General features: G+C 33.0%; 15 protein-coding genes. 9 read left to right on the top strand and 6 right to left on the bottom strand.

Annotated features, from left to right (window positions below):
* Window positions 1–13: 13 nt before the first annotated feature.
* From CXF54_RS02300 to CXF54_RS02275, 6 genes are all read left to right on the top strand, one after another.
* Window positions 14–703, top strand: a complete 690-nt coding sequence (locus CXF54_RS02300; protein ID WP_090842101.1) for a TIGR00730 family Rossman fold protein — start codon at window positions 14–16, stop codon at window positions 701–703.
* Window positions 704–991: 288 nt separating this feature from the next.
* A complete protein-coding gene (locus CXF54_RS02295; protein WP_101202294.1) occupies window positions 992–3,823 on the top strand; it encodes a metalloprotease in 2,832 nt (943 codons plus the stop codon).
* A gap of 154 nt (window positions 3,824–3,977) precedes the next feature.
* Window positions 3,978–6,389: a thiamine pyrophosphate-dependent enzyme gene (locus tag CXF54_RS02290; RefSeq protein WP_101202293.1), complete on the top strand. Its 2,412-nt coding sequence runs from the start codon at window positions 3,978–3,980 to the stop codon at window positions 6,387–6,389.
* Between the two features lie 82 nt (window positions 6,390–6,471).
* A complete protein-coding gene (locus CXF54_RS02285) occupies window positions 6,472–9,231 on the top strand; it encodes a T9SS type B sorting domain-containing protein (RefSeq protein ID WP_101202292.1) in 2,760 nt (919 codons plus the stop codon).
* Window positions 9,232–9,239: 8 nt separating this feature from the next.
* Window positions 9,240–9,503 carry a DUF202 domain-containing protein gene (locus CXF54_RS02280; RefSeq protein ID WP_090842091.1) on the top strand — a complete coding sequence of 88 codons (264 nt, stop codon included), beginning with the start codon at window positions 9,240–9,242 and terminating at the stop codon, window positions 9,501–9,503.
* Between the two features lie 43 nt (window positions 9,504–9,546).
* Window positions 9,547–10,017, top strand: coding sequence for a hypothetical protein (locus tag CXF54_RS02275; protein ID WP_101202291.1), 471 nt, complete (start codon window positions 9,547–9,549; stop codon window positions 10,015–10,017).
* Between the two features lie 79 nt (window positions 10,018–10,096).
* Here the strand turns inward: CXF54_RS02275 and CXF54_RS02270 are convergent, their stop codons facing one another.
* The 3 genes from CXF54_RS02270 to holA form a co-directional block, all read right to left on the bottom strand.
* Entirely contained in the window at window positions 10,097–10,657 is a 561-nt protein-coding gene (locus tag CXF54_RS02270; protein ID WP_101202290.1) for a type 1 glutamine amidotransferase domain-containing protein, read from the bottom strand.
* Between the two features lie 164 nt (window positions 10,658–10,821).
* Window positions 10,822–11,187: a hypothetical protein gene (locus tag CXF54_RS02265; RefSeq protein ID WP_101202289.1), complete on the bottom strand. Its 366-nt coding sequence runs from the start codon at window positions 11,185–11,187 to the stop codon at window positions 10,822–10,824.
* 17 nt (window positions 11,188–11,204) lie between these two features.
* Window positions 11,205–12,209: a DNA polymerase III subunit delta gene (holA, locus tag CXF54_RS02260; RefSeq protein ID WP_090842147.1), complete on the bottom strand. Its 1,005-nt coding sequence runs from the start codon at window positions 12,207–12,209 to the stop codon at window positions 11,205–11,207.
* A 70-nt stretch (window positions 12,210–12,279) separates the two neighbouring features.
* Between holA and CXF54_RS02255 the strand changes: the two genes are divergently transcribed.
* From CXF54_RS02255 to CXF54_RS02245, 3 genes are all read left to right on the top strand, one after another.
* A complete protein-coding gene (locus tag CXF54_RS02255) occupies window positions 12,280–12,732 on the top strand; it encodes a type I restriction enzyme HsdR N-terminal domain-containing protein (RefSeq protein ID WP_101202288.1) in 453 nt (150 codons plus the stop codon).
* Between the two features lie 34 nt (window positions 12,733–12,766).
* The gene (locus CXF54_RS02250; RefSeq protein ID WP_101202287.1) at window positions 12,767–13,753 is read left to right on the top strand and encodes a glycosyltransferase family 2 protein; all 987 of its coding nucleotides are present in this window, start codon (window positions 12,767–12,769) and stop codon (window positions 13,751–13,753) included.
* A 92-nt stretch (window positions 13,754–13,845) separates the two neighbouring features.
* The gene (locus tag CXF54_RS02245) at window positions 13,846–14,703 is read left to right on the top strand and encodes a flagellar motor protein MotB (protein ID WP_101202286.1); all 858 of its coding nucleotides are present in this window, start codon (window positions 13,846–13,848) and stop codon (window positions 14,701–14,703) included.
* 151 nt (window positions 14,704–14,854) lie between these two features.
* Here CXF54_RS02245 and CXF54_RS02240 read toward each other — a convergent pair whose 3' ends face one another.
* From CXF54_RS02240 to CXF54_RS02230, 3 genes are all read right to left on the bottom strand, one after another.
* Complete coding sequence (locus tag CXF54_RS02240) at window positions 14,855–15,205, bottom strand: VOC family protein (protein WP_101202285.1); 351 nt, start codon at window positions 15,203–15,205, stop codon at window positions 14,855–14,857.
* A 76-nt stretch (window positions 15,206–15,281) separates the two neighbouring features.
* The gene (locus tag CXF54_RS02235; RefSeq protein WP_101202284.1) at window positions 15,282–15,902 is read right to left on the bottom strand and encodes an L-threonylcarbamoyladenylate synthase; all 621 of its coding nucleotides are present in this window, start codon (window positions 15,900–15,902) and stop codon (window positions 15,282–15,284) included.
* A gap of 17 nt (window positions 15,903–15,919) precedes the next feature.
* On the bottom strand, window positions 15,920–18,259 hold the full coding sequence (locus CXF54_RS02230; protein WP_090842073.1) for an ATP-dependent helicase: 2,340 nt from the start codon (window positions 18,257–18,259) through the stop codon (window positions 15,920–15,922).
* Between the last annotated feature and the right edge of the window lie 4 nt (window positions 18,260–18,263).

The following is an 18,263-nucleotide window of genomic DNA, read 5'->3' as shown; positions in this document are numbered from 1 at the left end:
AGAGAGACAAAATATGAGAGAAGAACAACATCCAAAAGGTTGGAACGAGAAAAAAACAAACGATTCTTGGGCGATTTTTAAAATCATGGGAGAATTTGTTAACGGGTTTGAAAAAATGAGTGCCATAGGACCATCGGTTTCTATATTTGGTTCTGCACGTACAAAACCTGATCACAAATATTACAAATTAGCAGAAGATGTCGCAGCAAAAATTGTAAATGCTGGTTACGGTGTTATTACTGGTGGTGGACCAGGAATTATGGAAGCAGGTAATAAAGGAGCCCATTTAGCCGGTGGTACATCTGTTGGATTAAATATCGAATTGCCTTTTGAGCAACACGATAATCCATATATCGATTCTGACAAGAGTATCAACTTTGATTACTTTTTTGTTAGAAAAGTAATGTTTGTAAAATACTCGCAAGGATTTGTTGTGATGCCAGGTGGTTTCGGAACATTAGACGAGCTTTTTGAGGCAATCACATTAATTCAAACTAACAAAATCGAAAAATTCCCTATTATTTTAGTCGGTACAGATTTTTGGGCTGGTTTAATGGATTGGGTAAAATCAACATTATTAGACAAATTTGAAAATATTAGCGCCAAAGATTTAGATCTTATTCATTTAGTTGACACTTCTGAAGAAGTGGTTGATATTTTAGATAACTTCTATAAAGATTATGGCTTAAGCCCTAACTTCTAGAAAATAAAAAAGGTCTGCACGACGTTTTAAAGGTGTCTTATTAATAGGCATCTTTAAAACTAATGCAAAAAAAGCCTTTAAAACAGATAATCATTGTTGTTAATATTCAACAATAAAGCAAATACTTAAGTTAACAACAACAAAACCAACACATTAAACATAGCATTACAAAATACCCCGTTATAGCACAAAACTATTAACACAGATTTTTCGTATTTATTCAAAGGATTGTACTAAATTTCGGATAGAGTAGACAACGTTAAACCATTTAAAGATTATTAGATTCAATTGAAATTAAATTATTCTATTTTTTTATTATTCTTACTTGGTAGTATTTCGGCTTTAAGCCAAAATAGCATGGATATTAATGCTTTATTTAATACCGAAAAACATACTATTGAAATTACACAAAACATACAGTATCAAAATAAAAGCAGTACGCCTTTAGATACTATTTACTTAAATGACTGGAGCCACAGTTACTCTTCCAAAACAACTCCATTAGCAGAACGCTTTGCTGACGAATTTAAAACTACATTTCATTTTGCTGCAAACCAAGACAGAGGTTACACTGTAGTTACTAGTTTAAAACAAGCTAATCAAGACTTGTTTTTTGAGCGATTAAAAAAACAGCCTGACGTTATAAAAGTTGCATTAGACAAACCATTAGCACCCAACGAATCTTATAATTTGACTTTAAATTATATTGTTCAAATACCCAATAATAAATTTACAAGATACGGGGTTACCAATACTGGCGATTATAACTTACGTTTCTGGTACATTACACCCGCTGTATTTGACGGTAAATGGCACTATTACAGTAATAAAGATTTAGAAGATTTGTTTGTAGAGCCTGCAAATATAAATCTTACGGTGACCTATCCTAATAATTTTACGCCTATAAGCGAATTAGATTTGGTTGAAAACAATACCATAGATAGCCAAACATCAACCAAGTTTCAAGGTAAAAATAGGATAAATACAAAATTGTCTTTAGTAAAGACTAATGATTACAGCACTGTTGAAACAGACTTTTTTAGTATTCAGTCTAATATTGACAATGAAGATTTGGATCCAACCAAAGTCGCGTTAATATCAGATAAGGTTGCTCAATTTATTACCAGTAATTTAGGAGATTACCCTCATAAAAAAGTATTACTAACTTGGATAGATTATAAAAAAGATCCTATCTACGGTCTTAATCTATTACCTGATTTTATTAGACCATTTGAGGACACGTTTCAGTACGAATTAAAATTACTTAAAACGACCTTAAAAGTATATTTAGAAAACACCCTTTTAATCAATCCACGAGAAGAGCAATGGTTGTTGGATGGTATTCAGATTTACTATCTAAGAAAATATGTAGAAGACTTCTACCCTAACCAAAAAATACTAGGAAAATTATCTAAGGTGTGGGGCGTTAAAGCTTTCCATGCAGCCGATCTAAATTTTAATGATCAATATCCCTTTTTATACATGCACATGGCACGTACTAATATTGACCAACCTATTGGGATGGCTAAGGATTCGTTATTAAAATTCAATAAAAATATATCCAATAAATATAAAGCTGCTATCGGTTTAGATTATTTAAACGATTTTGTTGGAGACTCCATTGTAGACAAAACATTAAGCAGTTTTGTAAAACAAACCAAACTAAAAAGAACCACGCCTCAGGACTTTCAAGCATTAATAACATCTAAAACAAACAAGGACCTTAATTGGTTTTTTGAAGATTACGTAAAAACTAATAAAAAGATAGATTTTAAGATTAAAAACGTAAAAAAGACTGAAGACTCTATTACCATTACTATAAAAAACCTAAGAAACAATAGCATGCCTGTTTCTTTATTTACTTTGGAAAACGATAGCATTACGTCAAAGCAATGGGTTAATGGTTTTACAGGAACCAAAAAAATCACAATTGCCAATAAGGATGTTGATCAACTAGCATTAAACTACGATTACACAATACCGGAGTTTAACCAACGTAATAACTATAGCAAACTAAATGGCTTTTTCTTAACAAACAAACCGCTACAATTTAGAGTATTTAAAGACATAGAAGACCCTAATTATAATCAAGTATTTTTTATGCCTGAATTTGCCTATAATTTTTATGATGGGCTATCTCCTGGTATAAAATTATACAACAAAACCTTATTGAGTAAGCGTTTTTTATACAATTTAAGCCCAAAGTATGGATTTAAAAGTAAGCAAGTGGTTGGTAGTGCTTCGTTAATTTACAATGCGCGACCTGAAGATTCTGACAACTACAGGACCAAATATGGACTTTCAGGAAACTACTATAATTATGCACCAAATTTAACTTATACCTCTTTTACGCCTTTTATAGATTTTAATTTTAGAGATCATAAAAACTTAAGAGATAACAAGCGTAAATTTTTATCTTTTAGATATATAAATATTAATAGGGAAATAGATCCTACTGGCGAGTTCGAAACTGAAGGAGAACCAAAATACTCCGTATTTAATACCAAAATTGGTATTATAGATAACAACTTAAAAGAACATGCCTCTCTAATTACAGATTTACAATTAGCTAAAAATTTTGGAAAAATCTCTGCCACATTAGAATTTAGGAATCTAAACGAACGCAACAAACAATTTAATGTTAGAGTGTTCTCTGGCCTTTTTCTTTATAATGATAGTTATCAAGATTCTGACTTTTTTAGTTTTGCTTTAGACAGACCAACAGATTATTTATTTGATTATAACTATCTGGGGCGTAGCGAGGAAACAGGTGTACTTAGTCAGCAACTTATAATTGCCGATGGTGGTTTTAAATCAAAACTAAAACACCCTTTTGCCAATCAATGGATGACCACCGTTAATACTAGTGCTACCCTATGGCGCTACATAATGATGTATGGTGATGCAGGGGTTATTAAAAATCAAAGCTTTAGTCCAGAATTTGTATACGATTCAGGTATTAGATTAAATCTAGTCGAAGACTATTTTGAGCTATACTTCCCGATATATTCCAATTTAGGATGGGAAATAGGACAACCTAATTACGATGAAAAAATACGCTTTATTGTAACCTTATCTCCTAAAACACTTCTAGGCTTATTTACACGACGTTGGTATTAGTAAATTCTTAACAAAATTTACTTTAACATGCGTAAATTATCGATTAACCAACTAAACCCAACTTATATTATTAAATTCTTAGTTTTTTAGGATTTTTTGATATTGCAGAACTGACAAATTATGATTAAATTTGTTTCAAATAATTCCTTAAAATATGCAAACAAAAGCTAACGCCAAAAAAGACTTGTCTTTTGAAGATTTTAAAAAAGAAGTACTTAACGACTATCACATTGCTGTAACCAGTCGTGAATGTAGTTTATTAGGACGTCGAGAGGTGTTAACTGGAAAAGCTAAGTTTGGAATATTTGGAGATGGTAAAGAAGTACCACAATTAGCAATGGCTAAAGCTTTCAAAAATGGTGATTTTAGATCGGGTTACTACCGTGACCAAACCTTTATGATGGCTATTGGTGAGCTAACAATACAACAGTTTTTCTCTGGATTATATGCTAACACAGATTTAGCAGAAGAGCCTATGTCTGCAGGACGCCAAATGGGAGGACACTTTGCAACGCATAGTTTAGATGCAAACGGAAACTGGAAAAACCTAACACAACAAAAAAACTCAAGTTCTGACATCTCTCCTACTGCTGGACAAATGCCACGACTATTAGGTTTGGCACAAGCTTCAAAAATATATAGAAATGTAAAAGGTATTGATACCACTAACTTTTCTGTAGAAGGAAATGAAGTTGCTTGGGGTACTATCGGTAATGCAAGTACAAGTGAAGGCTTATTTTTTGAAACTATTAACGCTGCTGGTGTTTTACAAGTACCAATGGTAATAAGTGTTTGGGATGACGAGTACGGTATTTCTGTACACGCAAGACATCAAACTACTAAAGAAAACATATCTGAAATCCTTAAAGGATTTCAACGTGATAAAAATGCTAAAGGTTATGAAATCCTTCGTGTAAAAGGTTGGGATTATGCTAATCTAATTGCAACTTATGAAGAAGCTGCAAAAATAGCAAGAGAAGAGCATGTTCCCGTTTTAATACATGTTAACGAGTTAACACAACCTCAAGGACACTCGACATCAGGATCTCATGAGCGTTACAAAGATAAAGATCGTTTAAATTGGGAAGCTAAAAACGATTGTAATGTAAAAATGCGTGATTGGCTAATAGAAAACAATATAGCGACTGACGAAGAGTTACAAACAATTGAAAAAGGTATTAAAAAGCAAGTTAGAGATGCTAAAAAAGCAGCTTGGACTAGCTATTTAAAACCTGCTCTATCTGAAAAAGAAGACTTAGCTACACTTTTACATACAGTTGCGACATCAAGTCCTAACAAAGTGTTTATTGAGAAAATAGCTAACGATTTAGCTGCACTAACAGAACCAAATAGAAAAGATTCTGCTTCTGCTGCAAGACGTGCACTACGTTATTTAATTAACGAAAACTCTTCAGAAAAACAACAATTATTAAACTGGATTGATACCTTTTTTGAAAAAGTACAACCTTTATATAGTTCAGATTTACACAACGAAAGTGATTCTGCTGCTATTCATATAAAAGAAGTAAAACCAACATACAGCCAAGACGCAGAAGACGTTGATGCACGTGTTATTTTAAGAGAAAACTTCGATTTTATTTTTAACAAATACCCAGAAACTTTAATTTTTGGTGAAGATGCTGGGAAGATTGGTGATGTAAACCAAGGATTAGAAGGCTTACAAGACAAATATGGAGAATTACGTGTCTCTGATGTTGGTATTAGAGAAGCAACCATCTTAGGTCAAGGTATTGGTATGGCAATGCGTGGTTTACGCCCAATTGCAGAAATCCAGTATTTAGATTATATCATGTACGCACTTCAAATTATAAGTGATGATTTAGCAACTTTGCGTTATAGAACCAAAGGACGTCAAAAAGCACCGCTTATTATCCGTACTCGCGGGCATAGGTTAGAAGGTATTTGGCATTCTGGATCACAAATGGGAGGTGTATTAAACTTAGTAAGAGGAATACACGTTTTAGTCCCTAGAAACATGACTAAAGCGGCTGGTTTTTATAATACTTTATTACAAAGTGATGAGCCTGCTCTAGTAGTAGAATGTTTAAATGGGTATAGATTAAAAGAACAGCTTCCAACTAATATTGGTGAATTTAAAACACCTATTGGAGTTGTAGAAACAGTAAAAGAAGGTGCAGATATTACATTGGTATCTTACGGTTCTACATTAAGAATTGTACAACAAGCAGCAAAAGAATTAGCTGAAGTTGGTATTGATGCAGAAATTATTGACGTACAATCTTTATTGCCTTTTGATTTAAATCATGACATTGTAAAAAGTGTACAAAAAACAAACCGTTTAATGGTTATAGATGAAGACGTTCCGGGAGGAGCATCTGCTTACATTTTAGACCAAATATTAAATAAACAAGACGCCTTTAAGTATTTAGACAGCCAACCAAAAACATTAGCTGCTAAACCGCACAGACCTGCCTATGGTACGGATGGAGACTACTTCTCTAAACCTTCTACAGAAGATGTTTTTGAAGCTATTTACGAGGTCATGCACGAAGCAAATCCTAGTAGTTTTCCCAAATTGAGATAATTACTTTTCAAACAATACCAAAGCACTTATATTTATAAGTGCTTTTTTTATATCTTTAAACTAAATATAACTTTTTTATTACATGAAACGCTATTCATCAATATCAAAAGTATTACCCCTTATATTACTTTTATTTAGTTTTTATACTCACGCTCAAAGAGAATCTGCCAATTGGTATTTTGGAGATAATGCAGGTATTCGGTTTTTTTCTGGCGATCCAGTTGCTGTATTAGACGGTAGCCTAAACACCAAGGAAGGTTGCGCCACAATTTCTGATCCTAGTGGAAATTTGTTGTTTTATACAGATGGGACATCCGTTTGGGATAGAACCCACGACCTCATGCCTAACGGTTATGGTTTAATGGGAGACAGTTCTAGTACAGAATCTGCTATAATAATCCCAAAACCCGGATCACCGTATATTTATTATATTTTTACAACAGACAGACCTAATTATTATTTAACGCCGGACGATCCTATTGAAGGATTGAATTACACGGAAGTGGATATGAGCCTAAATGGTGGTTTAGGAGATATTGTTACAACCAACAAAAACAATCATTTAATTACTTATAATATTAGTGATGCTGTACAAAACGAATATAAAAACTCAGAAAAGCTAACTGCCGTAACGCATAATAATGGACAAGACATATGGGTTATTACGCAGTTTATGAATAAATTTTACGCTTTTAAAGTTACAAGTAGCGGAGTTAATGAAACACCTACCGTATCAACAGTAACACAGACTGTTTTTCCGCGTATTAATGATATAGGATCCAATGTTACAGCTATTGGTTATTTAAAAGTATCCCCAGACGGATCTAAGATTGCAATCGCACATAGTTCCACGTCATTAGGGAGCCCAACATTGGGTAAACGTAGGTCTGGAAAAGTATTATTGTATGACTTTAACAACACTACGGGTAACGTTACAAACGAAAAATTAATTTTAGAAAACTCTTATCCTTATGGTGTTGAGTTTTCGCCAAATTCTAAATTATTATATGTTACCGCAACACAATTTAGTATCGAAGATAGTTTTGTAGACAGTTCTCTGTTTCAATATAATACAGAAAGCAGTAATATAGCAGGCTCACAATATACAGTTAATACATCTTCAAATGTTGCTGGAGCATTACAATTAGGTATTAACGGGAAAATTTATAGAGCAGGATATTCCATATTTAGTACAGGTACCCATCTGTCGGTTATAAACGACCCTAATTCGGTAGGTAATAATTGTAATTATACGCATAACTCTTTTTTCCTTCAAGGCAGAACTTCTCAAATTGGACTTCCTCCATTTATACAATCTATATTCAAGTTTTCTTTTGATTTTGAAGACACTTGCTATAACGACAACACTCATTTTTACATTACCTCAGAGGATCCTTATGATAGTGTTTTATGGGATTTTGGAGACGGAACAAGTTCAACCGAAATTGAGCCTTACCATACATACGCGCAATCAGGAAATTATTTAGTAAAACTAATAATGACTTTAAATGGTATAGACTACCAACCTTTGCAAAAAATAGTAAAAATAGAATCAGTTCCAGATGTTATTCAAACACCTTACGATCTTATAACATGTGACTCATTTGATAACGACGCCACAGATGGCATAACTATTTTTAGTTTAAAAGATGCAAATATCGGGTTACTAATAGACCCTACAGAATATATTGACGTGTATTACTACCATACATTAGATGAAGCCACAAGTGATATTGATAACCAATACGCAATTAACCATGACAACTATACTAACCAGTTTAATGAAGAAATTGTTGTTGCCAAAGTCAAATACCCTGATGCACTTTGTTATAGTATAGCCTATGTTAGATTATCAACTACCCAAGCTGTAGATGTTGGCATGTACCAACTAGAAGCCTGCGATTTATACAACTCATCTTCTGCCCTATTTGACTTATCCACAATAAGGGATCAAGTAATAGCTAATCTGCCATTAACAGGAGATATTACTGTCAAATTTTATCTTTCGCAAGCCAATGCTGCTGGAAACATAAATAGCCTTCCTGATACTTACAATTCTGGAAATAACCTACTTTATATCTCTATTAGTAATGAAAATGTTTGTTATGGCTATGGTCAATTAGAGCTTATTCTACGTGATTTCCCCGACTTAGAAGATCAAAACATAGAAATATGCTCAAGAGATTTCCCTTTAACGTTAGAAACTGGACTAACACCCGCAGAGGTTGCCAATTATAATATTACTTGGAGCACGACTGAAACCACTAACAGCATAGTTGTAAATCAGCCTGGCATATACAACGTAACAATATCTGATCCGATTTTAAACTGTGAAAAATCTAGTGCTGTAATAGTTACACAATCCCCATTACCCGAAATAGAACAGGTGTTAATCGATGATTATACTGCAACTATTATACTTGCTGAAAGTCAAAGTGTTTTTGAATTTGCTATGGACAACGCCAATGGTGTTTTTCAAGAATCAAATGTGTTTAATAATTTAGCTCCAGGAATACACACTATTTATGTTAGAGATATAAATCAATGCGAAATCATCTCAAAAGATATAACAGTCATGGGGTTTCCAAAATACTTCACACCAAATAACGATTCTAATCATGATTATTGGAATGTGATAGGCTTGGAAGGAAACCAATATAATTTTATATTAATGTATATTTACGACAGATATGGAAAATTAATAACCATGTTTAATCCAACAACATCACTAGGATGGGATGGTAAGTATAATCAAAAGCTATTACCACAAAATGATTACTGGTATAAACTACGCTTGTCTGACGGGACGTATTACAGTGGTCATTTTACTTTAAGGCAATAAAAAATTACATGAAAGATCAAACAGCGCTAACCACTAGAGACTGGTTAGCAATAGAACGTACTAAACTTGCTAACGAGCGTACTTTTCTAGCCTATTTTCGTACGTTTTTAGTTATACTAGGAACAGGAATAACCATTTTAAAACTAGACCTATTTGCGGACCTTAAAAACTATGGTATTACACTAATTGCAATAGCTCCAATTATTTTACTTATAGGCGTATTTAGATTATTTAAAGTTAAACGTACTATTAAAAAACATTATAAAGTTTAATTTTGAAATTAGTTTCGCTCACGCGGAAATAAAACATGTTGTAATGAAAGCAGTATCCGTAGTCACCATACGTAAAGAGTTAAAACACAAAACCAGCGAAGAGCTAGCTGAGCTTTGCTTACGTCTATCCCGATTTAAAAAAGAAAATAAAGAACTACTAACCTATTTGCTTTTTGAAGCAGATAGCGAAGCAGGATATATTGAAACTGTTAAGGCCGAAATTGACGAACAATTTGAAATAATAAATACCGATAGCTTTTTTTACATTAAAAAAAGTGTGCGTAAGATTTTACGAAACACAAAAAAATACATCCGCTACTCGCTTAATAAAGAGACTGAAGTCGAACTACTACTCTACTTTTGTAAAAAGCTTAAAACAATGAAACCTTCAATCTCAAGAAATACAACGTTAACCAATTTGTATGATAGAAATATTGAAGCCATTACAAAAAAAATACTAGCATTACACGAGGACTTACAGTATGACTATACTATGGCGTTGGAGGATATGTAAAAACAACTTAATATAAAACTACTCAAAAACAAAAAAGCCAACCTTATCGGTTGGCTTTTTAATATTATATTTAAAAGTATTATGCAGTTTGCATGCTATGTTTTCCTTCGTATACTTCTTCAATCAACTTTTTATTAAACGCTGGCAAATCGTCAGGATTACGACTAGTCACTAAACCTTCGTCTACGACTACTTCACTATCCTCCCATTTAGCACCTGCATTTACTAAATCTGTTTTAATGGAGCTAAACGATGTTACTTTACGTCCTTGCAATACGTCTGCCTCTGCTAATAACCATGGTGCGTGACAAATTGCTCCTACAGGTTTTTTATTTGCGAAGAAGGATTTTATAAACCGAATTGCTTCTGGATTACGCCTTAATTTATCGGGATTGATAACACCTCCAGGTAAAACAAGTGCATTATAATCGTCTTGACTTACTTGATCTAGAGTTTTATCTACGTCATAACTATTACTCCAGTTACCGTCTGCCCATCCTTTTATTTTTCCTGATTGTTCTGAGACGATGTGCACGTCTGCGCCTGCTTCTTTTAAAGCTTGTATTGGTTGTTTTAATTCACTTTCTTCAAATCCATTTGTTGCTAAAATCGCAACTTTCTTTCTCTCTAAGTTTTCCATTGTTCTGTTTTGGTTTTAGTTGTTACTATTTCGATTCACATCTAAAGTACTAAAAACACTAGTGTTTACAGAATTACAGCATTAGTTTAACTTGGATTTAATAGGATTTGTTAAAGGATAATAGTTAAGTGTTAAATACTAAATTATAACGTTAAAAGATTTAACTATTTAGGTTCAATAATTAAATATACAGAAGTACTATCACCAACATTTAAGACTTCATGTTCGCTAATTTTATCTTTAGACCAAGTCACACCAGTTGTTACAGGAATAGTCCGTGTGCCATTTGCATCTGTAATTTGAAACGTGCTTCCAGCTAATGTATAGCCAAAATGCGGTTTATGATAGTGCTTTTGGTGTCCAACATTGGGAGGAAATGTACACTTTAAAATACGTTGCTTTTTTGTTTCATTTAAAACCTCGCAAACTTTTTTCCCTTTCCAACCAGCTTCTAGCGGGTCTGGAAGTGTTTCTACTGTTTTGCATGCAGAAAATAAAACTAAAAATATGATTATATAATAGGGTTTCATGTTAAGATAAATAAAAATTAATACATGATTTTTACTAACATCTCCTTAAGCAAATCACCTTGTGGTACAGCATTACTATCCACACCTTTACTTTTACCATCAAACTCGCGCAGCGTTGCAATAACCTGGCTTACTTTACGCATTGGGTAATGTCGTGACGCCTCAATATATTCGTTAACAAAATAGGGGTTAACGCGCAGAGCTGAAGCTACAGCACGAGGATTTCTATCCGACATACCATGTAAATGTAACAGTTGAGAGAAAAAACTAAACAATAACGAAACGGTCAAAACCATCGGGTTATCTTTTGGGTTTTCAGCAAAATAATGTACGATTTTAAACGCTTGCGCTGTGTTTTTAGATCCAATAGCCTTACGCAACTCAAAGTTATTGTAATCTTTACTGATTCCAATATTTTCTTCGATATGATCTGGTGTAATCTGCGTGTCTTTAGGTAAGACTATCTGCAACTTATCCAATTCATTACTCAATTTACTTAAATCTGTACCTAAAAACTCTACTAGCATCTGGGATGCTTTTGGCGTAATAGAATATCCTTTTGGTGACAATACGCGACTAATCCAATCCGGAACTTGATTTTCATAAAGCTTTTTACTTTCAAAAACAACACCAGATTTTTTAATTTCTTTATAAACAGCTTTACGTTTGTCTACCTTTTTATATTTATAACAAATTACTAAAACCGTTGTAGGTTGCGGATTTTTGGCATAAGCTGCTAATTGATCGATGGTTCTAGCTAAATCTTGTGCTTCTTTTACAATTACCACTTGGCGTTCTGCCATCATAGGATAACGCTTAGCATTGCTCACAATATCTTCAACCGTTACATCACGACCGTACAAAACCATTTGGTTAAAACCACGTTCTTCCTCCGTTAACACGGTTTTTTCTATATAATCCGAAATTTTATCAATATAATAGGCCTCCTCACCCATCAATAAATAGATAGGTTTAAGGTTCTTGTTTTTTATATCAATGACTAACTGTTTGACTTCGTCCAAAGGAAAAAATTTTAAAAATTTGGTTTTTGACTTATGAAGGTTAACTTTGAAGAAAACCGAATACAATTTAATGCAAGAGTTAAACTTTCCAAAGTTTGAGTTTCGATTCAAAAATAACGAAAATAAAGTATCTATTTTTGATGTTATACGTAAAAGATTTATGGTCTTACAACCAGAAGAATGGGTAAGACAACATTGTGTACACTATTTAATTACCGTTAAAAAGTACCCGATCTCTTTAATTAACGTAGAAAAAGAACTAAAAGTCAATGATTTAAAAAAGCGCTATGACATTGTTGTGTTTAACACGGATGGCACTATCCATTTAATTGTAGAGTGTAAAGCACCTAAAATAGAAATTAAACAAAATACGTTTGACCAAATAGCACGTTATAATTTGGCGTTAAACGCGACCTTTTTAATGGTTACCAACGGTATTAATCATTATTATTGCAACATGGACTTTGAAGCAGAAAAGTATCATTTTTTACAAGATATTCCGGAATATAACGCGCAACACTAAGTAAAACACCAAATAACAACTAAATATCTCTTTTTTGAATATAGCAGTAGTCATACTAAATTGGAATGGAAAAGCATTGCTTGAGCAATTTTTACCCGCTGTGGTCTCCTACTCTCAAGGTGCTACTATTTATGTAGCGGATAATGCATCCTCAGATGATTCTGTTGCATTTATAAAAGCAAACTATCCTGAAGTAAAAATTATTCAAAATAAAGAAAATGGTGGTTATGCTAAAGGTTACAATGATGCTTTACAACATGTTGAAGAAGCTATTTATTGCCTTTTAAATAGTGATATCGAAGTTACTCCAAATTGGTTGACGCCCATAGTTGATGCTTTTAAATCGGAAAGTGAAACTGCTATTATTCAACCAAAAATTTTAGACTACAAAGCTAAAACTAAGTTTGAATACGCAGGTGCAGCAGGAGGTTTTATAGATAAATTTGGCTACCCTTATTGCAGAGGTCGTATTTTTGATACTATAGAAGAAGACACTAATCAATATCAAAATGCTCCTATTTTTTGGGCTTCAGGTGCTTGTTTCTTTATCAGGAAATCTACGTTTAGAGCATTACAAGGTTTTGATGAGACCTTTTTTGCACACATGGAAGAGATTGATTTATGCTGGAGAGCATTTAATCTAAACTATAACACAAAATACATTGGTGATTCAACCGTATATCACGTTGGAGGCGCCACTTTAAACGCTAGCAATCCCAAAAAAACCTATCTTAATTTTAGAAATAGCTTATTTACTATTACTAAAAATGCTAGCGGAAATTTACCTTCACTAATTTTTATAAGGTTAATCTTAGACGGTGTTGCTGCTGCAAAGTTTTTATTTAATTTAAAATTTAAGCATATTTTTGCAATACTTAAAGCACATCTGTCGTTCTACAGGCATCTAAATTCGCTTTTAAAAGCAAGACAAAAAAGCAAACAGAAATCAGGCTACTTTACAAAAAAGTCTGTTGTTTGGTCTTATTTTATAGCTAAAAAGCGTAGTTTTAGTCAATTATAAGCCTTTTAGCAAAAATTTTGTTAAACCGTATTTTAACATTTTAATTATTTATACTTTTGACGAGTATAAATTTAATTTATCATTCAATAATTATGAAAAAAATCCTATTACTAAGTGCAAGTGCACTTTTATTATTAAGCTCATGTGTATCTAAAAAAGAATTTGCTGCATTAGAAGCAAAACAAAAAGAAACACAGGATTTATTAAACACAGCAACTGTAAAATTAAACTCTTGTTTAGCTGACGAAGCAGCATCTGCAGCTCGTCTTAAAGAAATTCAAGCACGTTTAACAGATATTAAAGCAAATAACCTTGCTTTAATTGAAAGTACTAAAGACATGACAATGTTAACTGCACAAGGTGCTAAAAACGTTGAAAAATCTTTAGAAAGTTTAAAAGAAAAAGATTTAAGAATTACAAGATTACAAGATGCGTTAACTAAAAAGGACAGTGTAACACTGGCTTTAGTAACAAGTTTAAAGAAAGAAGTTGGATTAAACGATCCAGACATCGAAATCAATGTTGAAAAAAGCGTTGTATTTATCTCTTTATCTGACAAGTTATTATTCCAAAGTGGAAGCTACTACATCTCTTCAAGAGCTAACGAAATTTTAGGAAAAGTTGCTACAGTAATTAATGGTAAGCCAAACTTTGAAGCAATGGTAGAAGGTCATACAGACAACGTACCTTACAATAAAGGTGGTGTGTTAGTCGACAACTGGGACTTAAGTGTAAAACGTAGTACAGCTATTGTTAGAGCATTACAAGATTTAGGTGTTGATCCTAAACAATTAATTGCAGCAGGACGTGGTGATCATTTACCTTTAGTTTTAAACGACTCTCCAACAAACAGAGCAATTAACAGAAGAACTAAGATCTATATCTTACCTAAGATTGATCAATTTTACGAAATGATTGAAACTGAAATGAAAAATTTATCTAAAGAATAAGTTTTCTTTTATATAAAACAGAAAAGCTCAACCGAAAGGTTGGGCTTTTTTTATGCACTTAATTTAAAATGTCTTTTTATGTATAATACTGGTGTAAATACCCTCAGCACTACAGGGATACACTCTATAATAACAGAAATTTAGTAAAGCCTTATTTATCGTGACACCACACAGACAACTCATTACCTGAAGGATCTAAAAACTGAAAACGACTACCACCAGGAAACGAAAAGATATCCACACTAAGTGTACCTCCAAATTCTAAAATTTTAGTCTTAGCTTGCTTTAAATTATCATGATAAATAACTATTAAAGCTCCATTACTTATAGCTTGCTCTGTTTTTTCAAAACCACCAGCAATTCCGCTAGCTTCAAATGCTACATAGTTTGCGCCATAATCTGTAAATTGCCATCCAAACGCTTTATTGTAAAAGGTTTTTACAGCTTCCAAATCATGAGCTTTAAACTCGATATAATTAATATGGTTGTTGGTTGGTTTCATTATTGACAAGTTTCAAGATAGTCTGCTCTTTATTCCTAAATAAATTTAAAAATAAATCTTTTTCAATTTAATTGAATTAAAAAATCTCTATACTTCCTTTTCCTTCTCTAATAATTTCAGGCTGATCACCAGACAAGTCAATAATAGTAGAGCCCTGATTATCTCCGTAACCACCATCAATAACTAAATCGACAAGGTTACCCCACTTTTCTAGAATCAATTCAGGATCTGTAGTGTATTCTAATATGGTATCTTCATCTCTAATAGATGTAGATACTATTGGATTGCCCAAAGCCTTTACTATTTCTAAAGCAATGGCATTATTAGGTACACGTATACCAACCTCTTTTTTCTTCTTAAAAGCAGCTGGTAATGTTTTAGAGCCAGGTAAAATAAAAGTATATGGACCTGGTAATGCTCTTTTTAATATTTTAAAAGTTGAACTGTCTATTTGTTTTACGTAATCTGATAAATTACTTAAATCATGGCAGATAAAGGAAAAATTAGCTTTTTCAAGCTTAACCCCTTTTATTCTAGCAATACGCTCTAATGCTTTTGCATTAGTAATATCACAACCTAATCCATAAACCGTATCCGTAGGGTATATAATAAGTCCGCCTTTTTTTAAGACGTTAACAACCTTTTTAATCTCCTTTGGATTTGGGTTTTCTTCGTAAATCCTGATAAATTCTGCCATAATATTTAGTTTTATGTTTATCCTATAAGCTGAAGTTTTGCAAAACGTAATAATAATTTCTTTTTACCACCAAACTGAAAATTGATTTCTGCTTTAACATCCGCACCTTTGCCTTCAATGCTAAGGACATCTCCTCTACCAAATTTTAAGTGTTTTACTATATTACCTACTGCTAATTCTCCTTCAATTAAGTTAGCCTCTGCCGATGGAACTACTTCTGAAGCTTTTTTTAATTTTTTTGGTACACTAATTTCGAAATTTACTGGGTCTTTCTTCTTTGCCACTTTCTTTTGTAATTTAGGTTGTATTGCTTTTTTAAATCTAATTTTGTTTGGTGGTGTATCTCCAAAAATATCTGCTGATAACATTGGGTTAATACGCCTTTCTTCTATTGGAGTAATTATGTCTAGAAACTGATCGTCTATTTCTTCAATAAAACGACTAGGTTCTGAGTCCACTAATTTTCCCCAACGGTATCTTGATAATGCATAAGTTAAATATGCTTTTTTCTCTGCTCTTGTTAATGCTACATAAAATAAACGACGTTCTTCTTCTAGTTCACTACGTGTATTCATACTCATAGCACTTGGAAACAAATCTTCTTCTAATCCAACGACAAAGACATTACTAAACTCTAATCCTTTAGACGAGTGAATAGTCATTAACGCTACGTGATCCGGATCTCCTTTATCGCCATCTAAATCTGTTGCTAAGGCTACATCTTCTAGAAACTCTGCTAAATCATCTTTTGAATCAGCAATTTCTAATTGGCCTTCAACAAAATCTTTAATACCGTTTAATAATTCTTCGACATTCTCCAAACGCGTCACGCCTTCAGGAGTACCATCTTTATTAAACTCTTTGATTAAACCACTTGTTTTAGTTACATATTCTGCTAAATCAAAAGCATTTGCTGTTTGATTCATTACTTGATAACTTTTAATAAGCGTTACAAAATCTCTAAGCTTATTTTTAGTTCCCGAATTTATATTTATGTCTACGGTGTCAATATTTTCTAATAAACCGAAAATAGTTTTACCACTCTCATTAGCAGCAACCATTAAACGATCAATAGTTGTTTGACCAATACCACGACCTGGATAATTAATAACACGTTTTAAAGCTTCCTCATCAGAAGAATTTAAAATCAAACGTAAATACGCGGTCACATCTTTTATTTCTTTTCTTTGATAAAAAGACAATCCTCCATAAATACGATACGGAATACTTCTTTTACGCAAAGCTTCCTCCATTGCACGAGATTGCGAATTGGTACGATATAAAATAGCAAAATCGCTGTTAGGTACGTGATCTGTCATTTTTGTTTCCCAAATAGCACTTGCTACAAAACGACCTTCGTCACCATCCGTTAAACTACGGTGCACTTGTACTTTTGGACCTTCATCATTTGCTGTCCAAACGATCTTTTCTAATTTTGTCTGGTTATGTTCTATTACTGAGTTTGCTGCACCAACAATGTTTTTTGTTGAACGGTAATTTTGCTCTAAACGGTACATCTTAACATTATCATAATCCTTTTGGAAATTTAAGATATTACTGATGTTTGCCCCTCTAAACGCATAAATACTTTGCGCATCATCCCCTACTACACATATGTTTTGAAAACGGTCCGCTAATGCACGAACGATTAAATACTGACTATGGTTTGTATCTTGATACTCATCCACCAAAATGTATCTAAACTTATCTTGATATTGTGCTAAAACCTGAGGGAATCTTGTTAATAACTCATTGGTACGTAAAAGCAAATCATCAAAATCCATTGCTCCAGCTTTAAAGCAACGCTCTACATAAGCCTGATATATCTCTCCCATTTTTGGACGTCTAGACATCACGTCAGCCTCCATTAATTCTGGATTATTAAAATAAGCTTTAACAGTAATCAAACTGTTTTTGTAAGATGAAATCCTACTGTAAACTTGTTTCGTTTTATATAAATCTTTGTCTAAGCCCATTTCCTTTATGATAGACCCCATCAATTTCTGAGAATCTTGGGTATCATAAATAGTAAAATTACTTGGATATCCTAAATGATGCCCTTCAAAACGAAGAATTTTAGCAAAAACGGAGTGAAATGTTCCCATCCATAAGTTTTTAGCCTCACTAGCTCCAACTATTTCTGCAATCCTTCCTTTCATTTCCTTAGCCGCCTTATTGGTAAAGGTTAAGGCTAGAATATTAAATGAGTCAATACCTTTGCTCATTAAATAGGCTATCCTGTAGGTAAGTACACGTGTTTTACCCGATCCTGCACCTGCGATAATAATCATAGGTCCATCTACTTGAACGGTAGGCTCGTACTGTGCTTCGTTTAACTGACTTAGATACTTTTCCAAATTG

This window comes from Olleya sp. 1-3, assembly GCF_002836085.1.
GTDB lineage: Bacteria > Bacteroidota > Bacteroidia > Flavobacteriales > Flavobacteriaceae > Olleya > Olleya namhaensis.
This window is presented reverse-complemented; position numbering and strand designations above follow the sequence as displayed.

What these genes read in the sequence shown, in the direction of transcription:
- CXF54_RS02300 (WP_090842101.1), top strand. Translation starts at nt 14, where the DNA reads ATGAGAGAAGAACAACATCCAAAAGGTTGGAACGAGAAAAAAACAAAC.
- CXF54_RS02280 (WP_090842091.1), top strand. Translation starts at nt 9,240, where the DNA reads ATGAAAGATCAAACAGCGCTAACCACTAGAGACTGGTTAGCAATAGAA.
- CXF54_RS02290 (WP_101202293.1), top strand. Translation starts at nt 3,978, where the DNA reads ATGCAAACAAAAGCTAACGCCAAAAAAGACTTGTCTTTTGAAGATTTT.
- CXF54_RS02240 (WP_101202285.1), bottom strand. Translation starts at nt 15,205, where the DNA reads ATGAAACCAACCAACAACCATATTAATTATATCGAGTTTAAAGCTCAT.
- CXF54_RS02255 (WP_101202288.1), top strand. Translation starts at nt 12,280, where the DNA reads ATGCAAGAGTTAAACTTTCCAAAGTTTGAGTTTCGATTCAAAAATAAC.
- CXF54_RS02265 (WP_101202289.1), bottom strand. Translation starts at nt 11,187, where the DNA reads ATGAAACCCTATTATATAATCATATTTTTAGTTTTATTTTCTGCATGC.
- CXF54_RS02285 (WP_101202292.1), top strand. Translation starts at nt 6,472, where the DNA reads ATGAAACGCTATTCATCAATATCAAAAGTATTACCCCTTATATTACTT.
- CXF54_RS02275 (WP_101202291.1), top strand. Translation starts at nt 9,547, where the DNA reads ATGAAAGCAGTATCCGTAGTCACCATACGTAAAGAGTTAAAACACAAA.
- CXF54_RS02235 (WP_101202284.1), bottom strand. Translation starts at nt 15,902, where the DNA reads ATGGCAGAATTTATCAGGATTTACGAAGAAAACCCAAATCCAAAGGAG.
- CXF54_RS02270 (WP_101202290.1), bottom strand. Translation starts at nt 10,657, where the DNA reads ATGGAAAACTTAGAGAGAAAGAAAGTTGCGATTTTAGCAACAAATGGA.
- CXF54_RS02245 (WP_101202286.1), top strand. Translation starts at nt 13,846, where the DNA reads ATGAAAAAAATCCTATTACTAAGTGCAAGTGCACTTTTATTATTAAGC.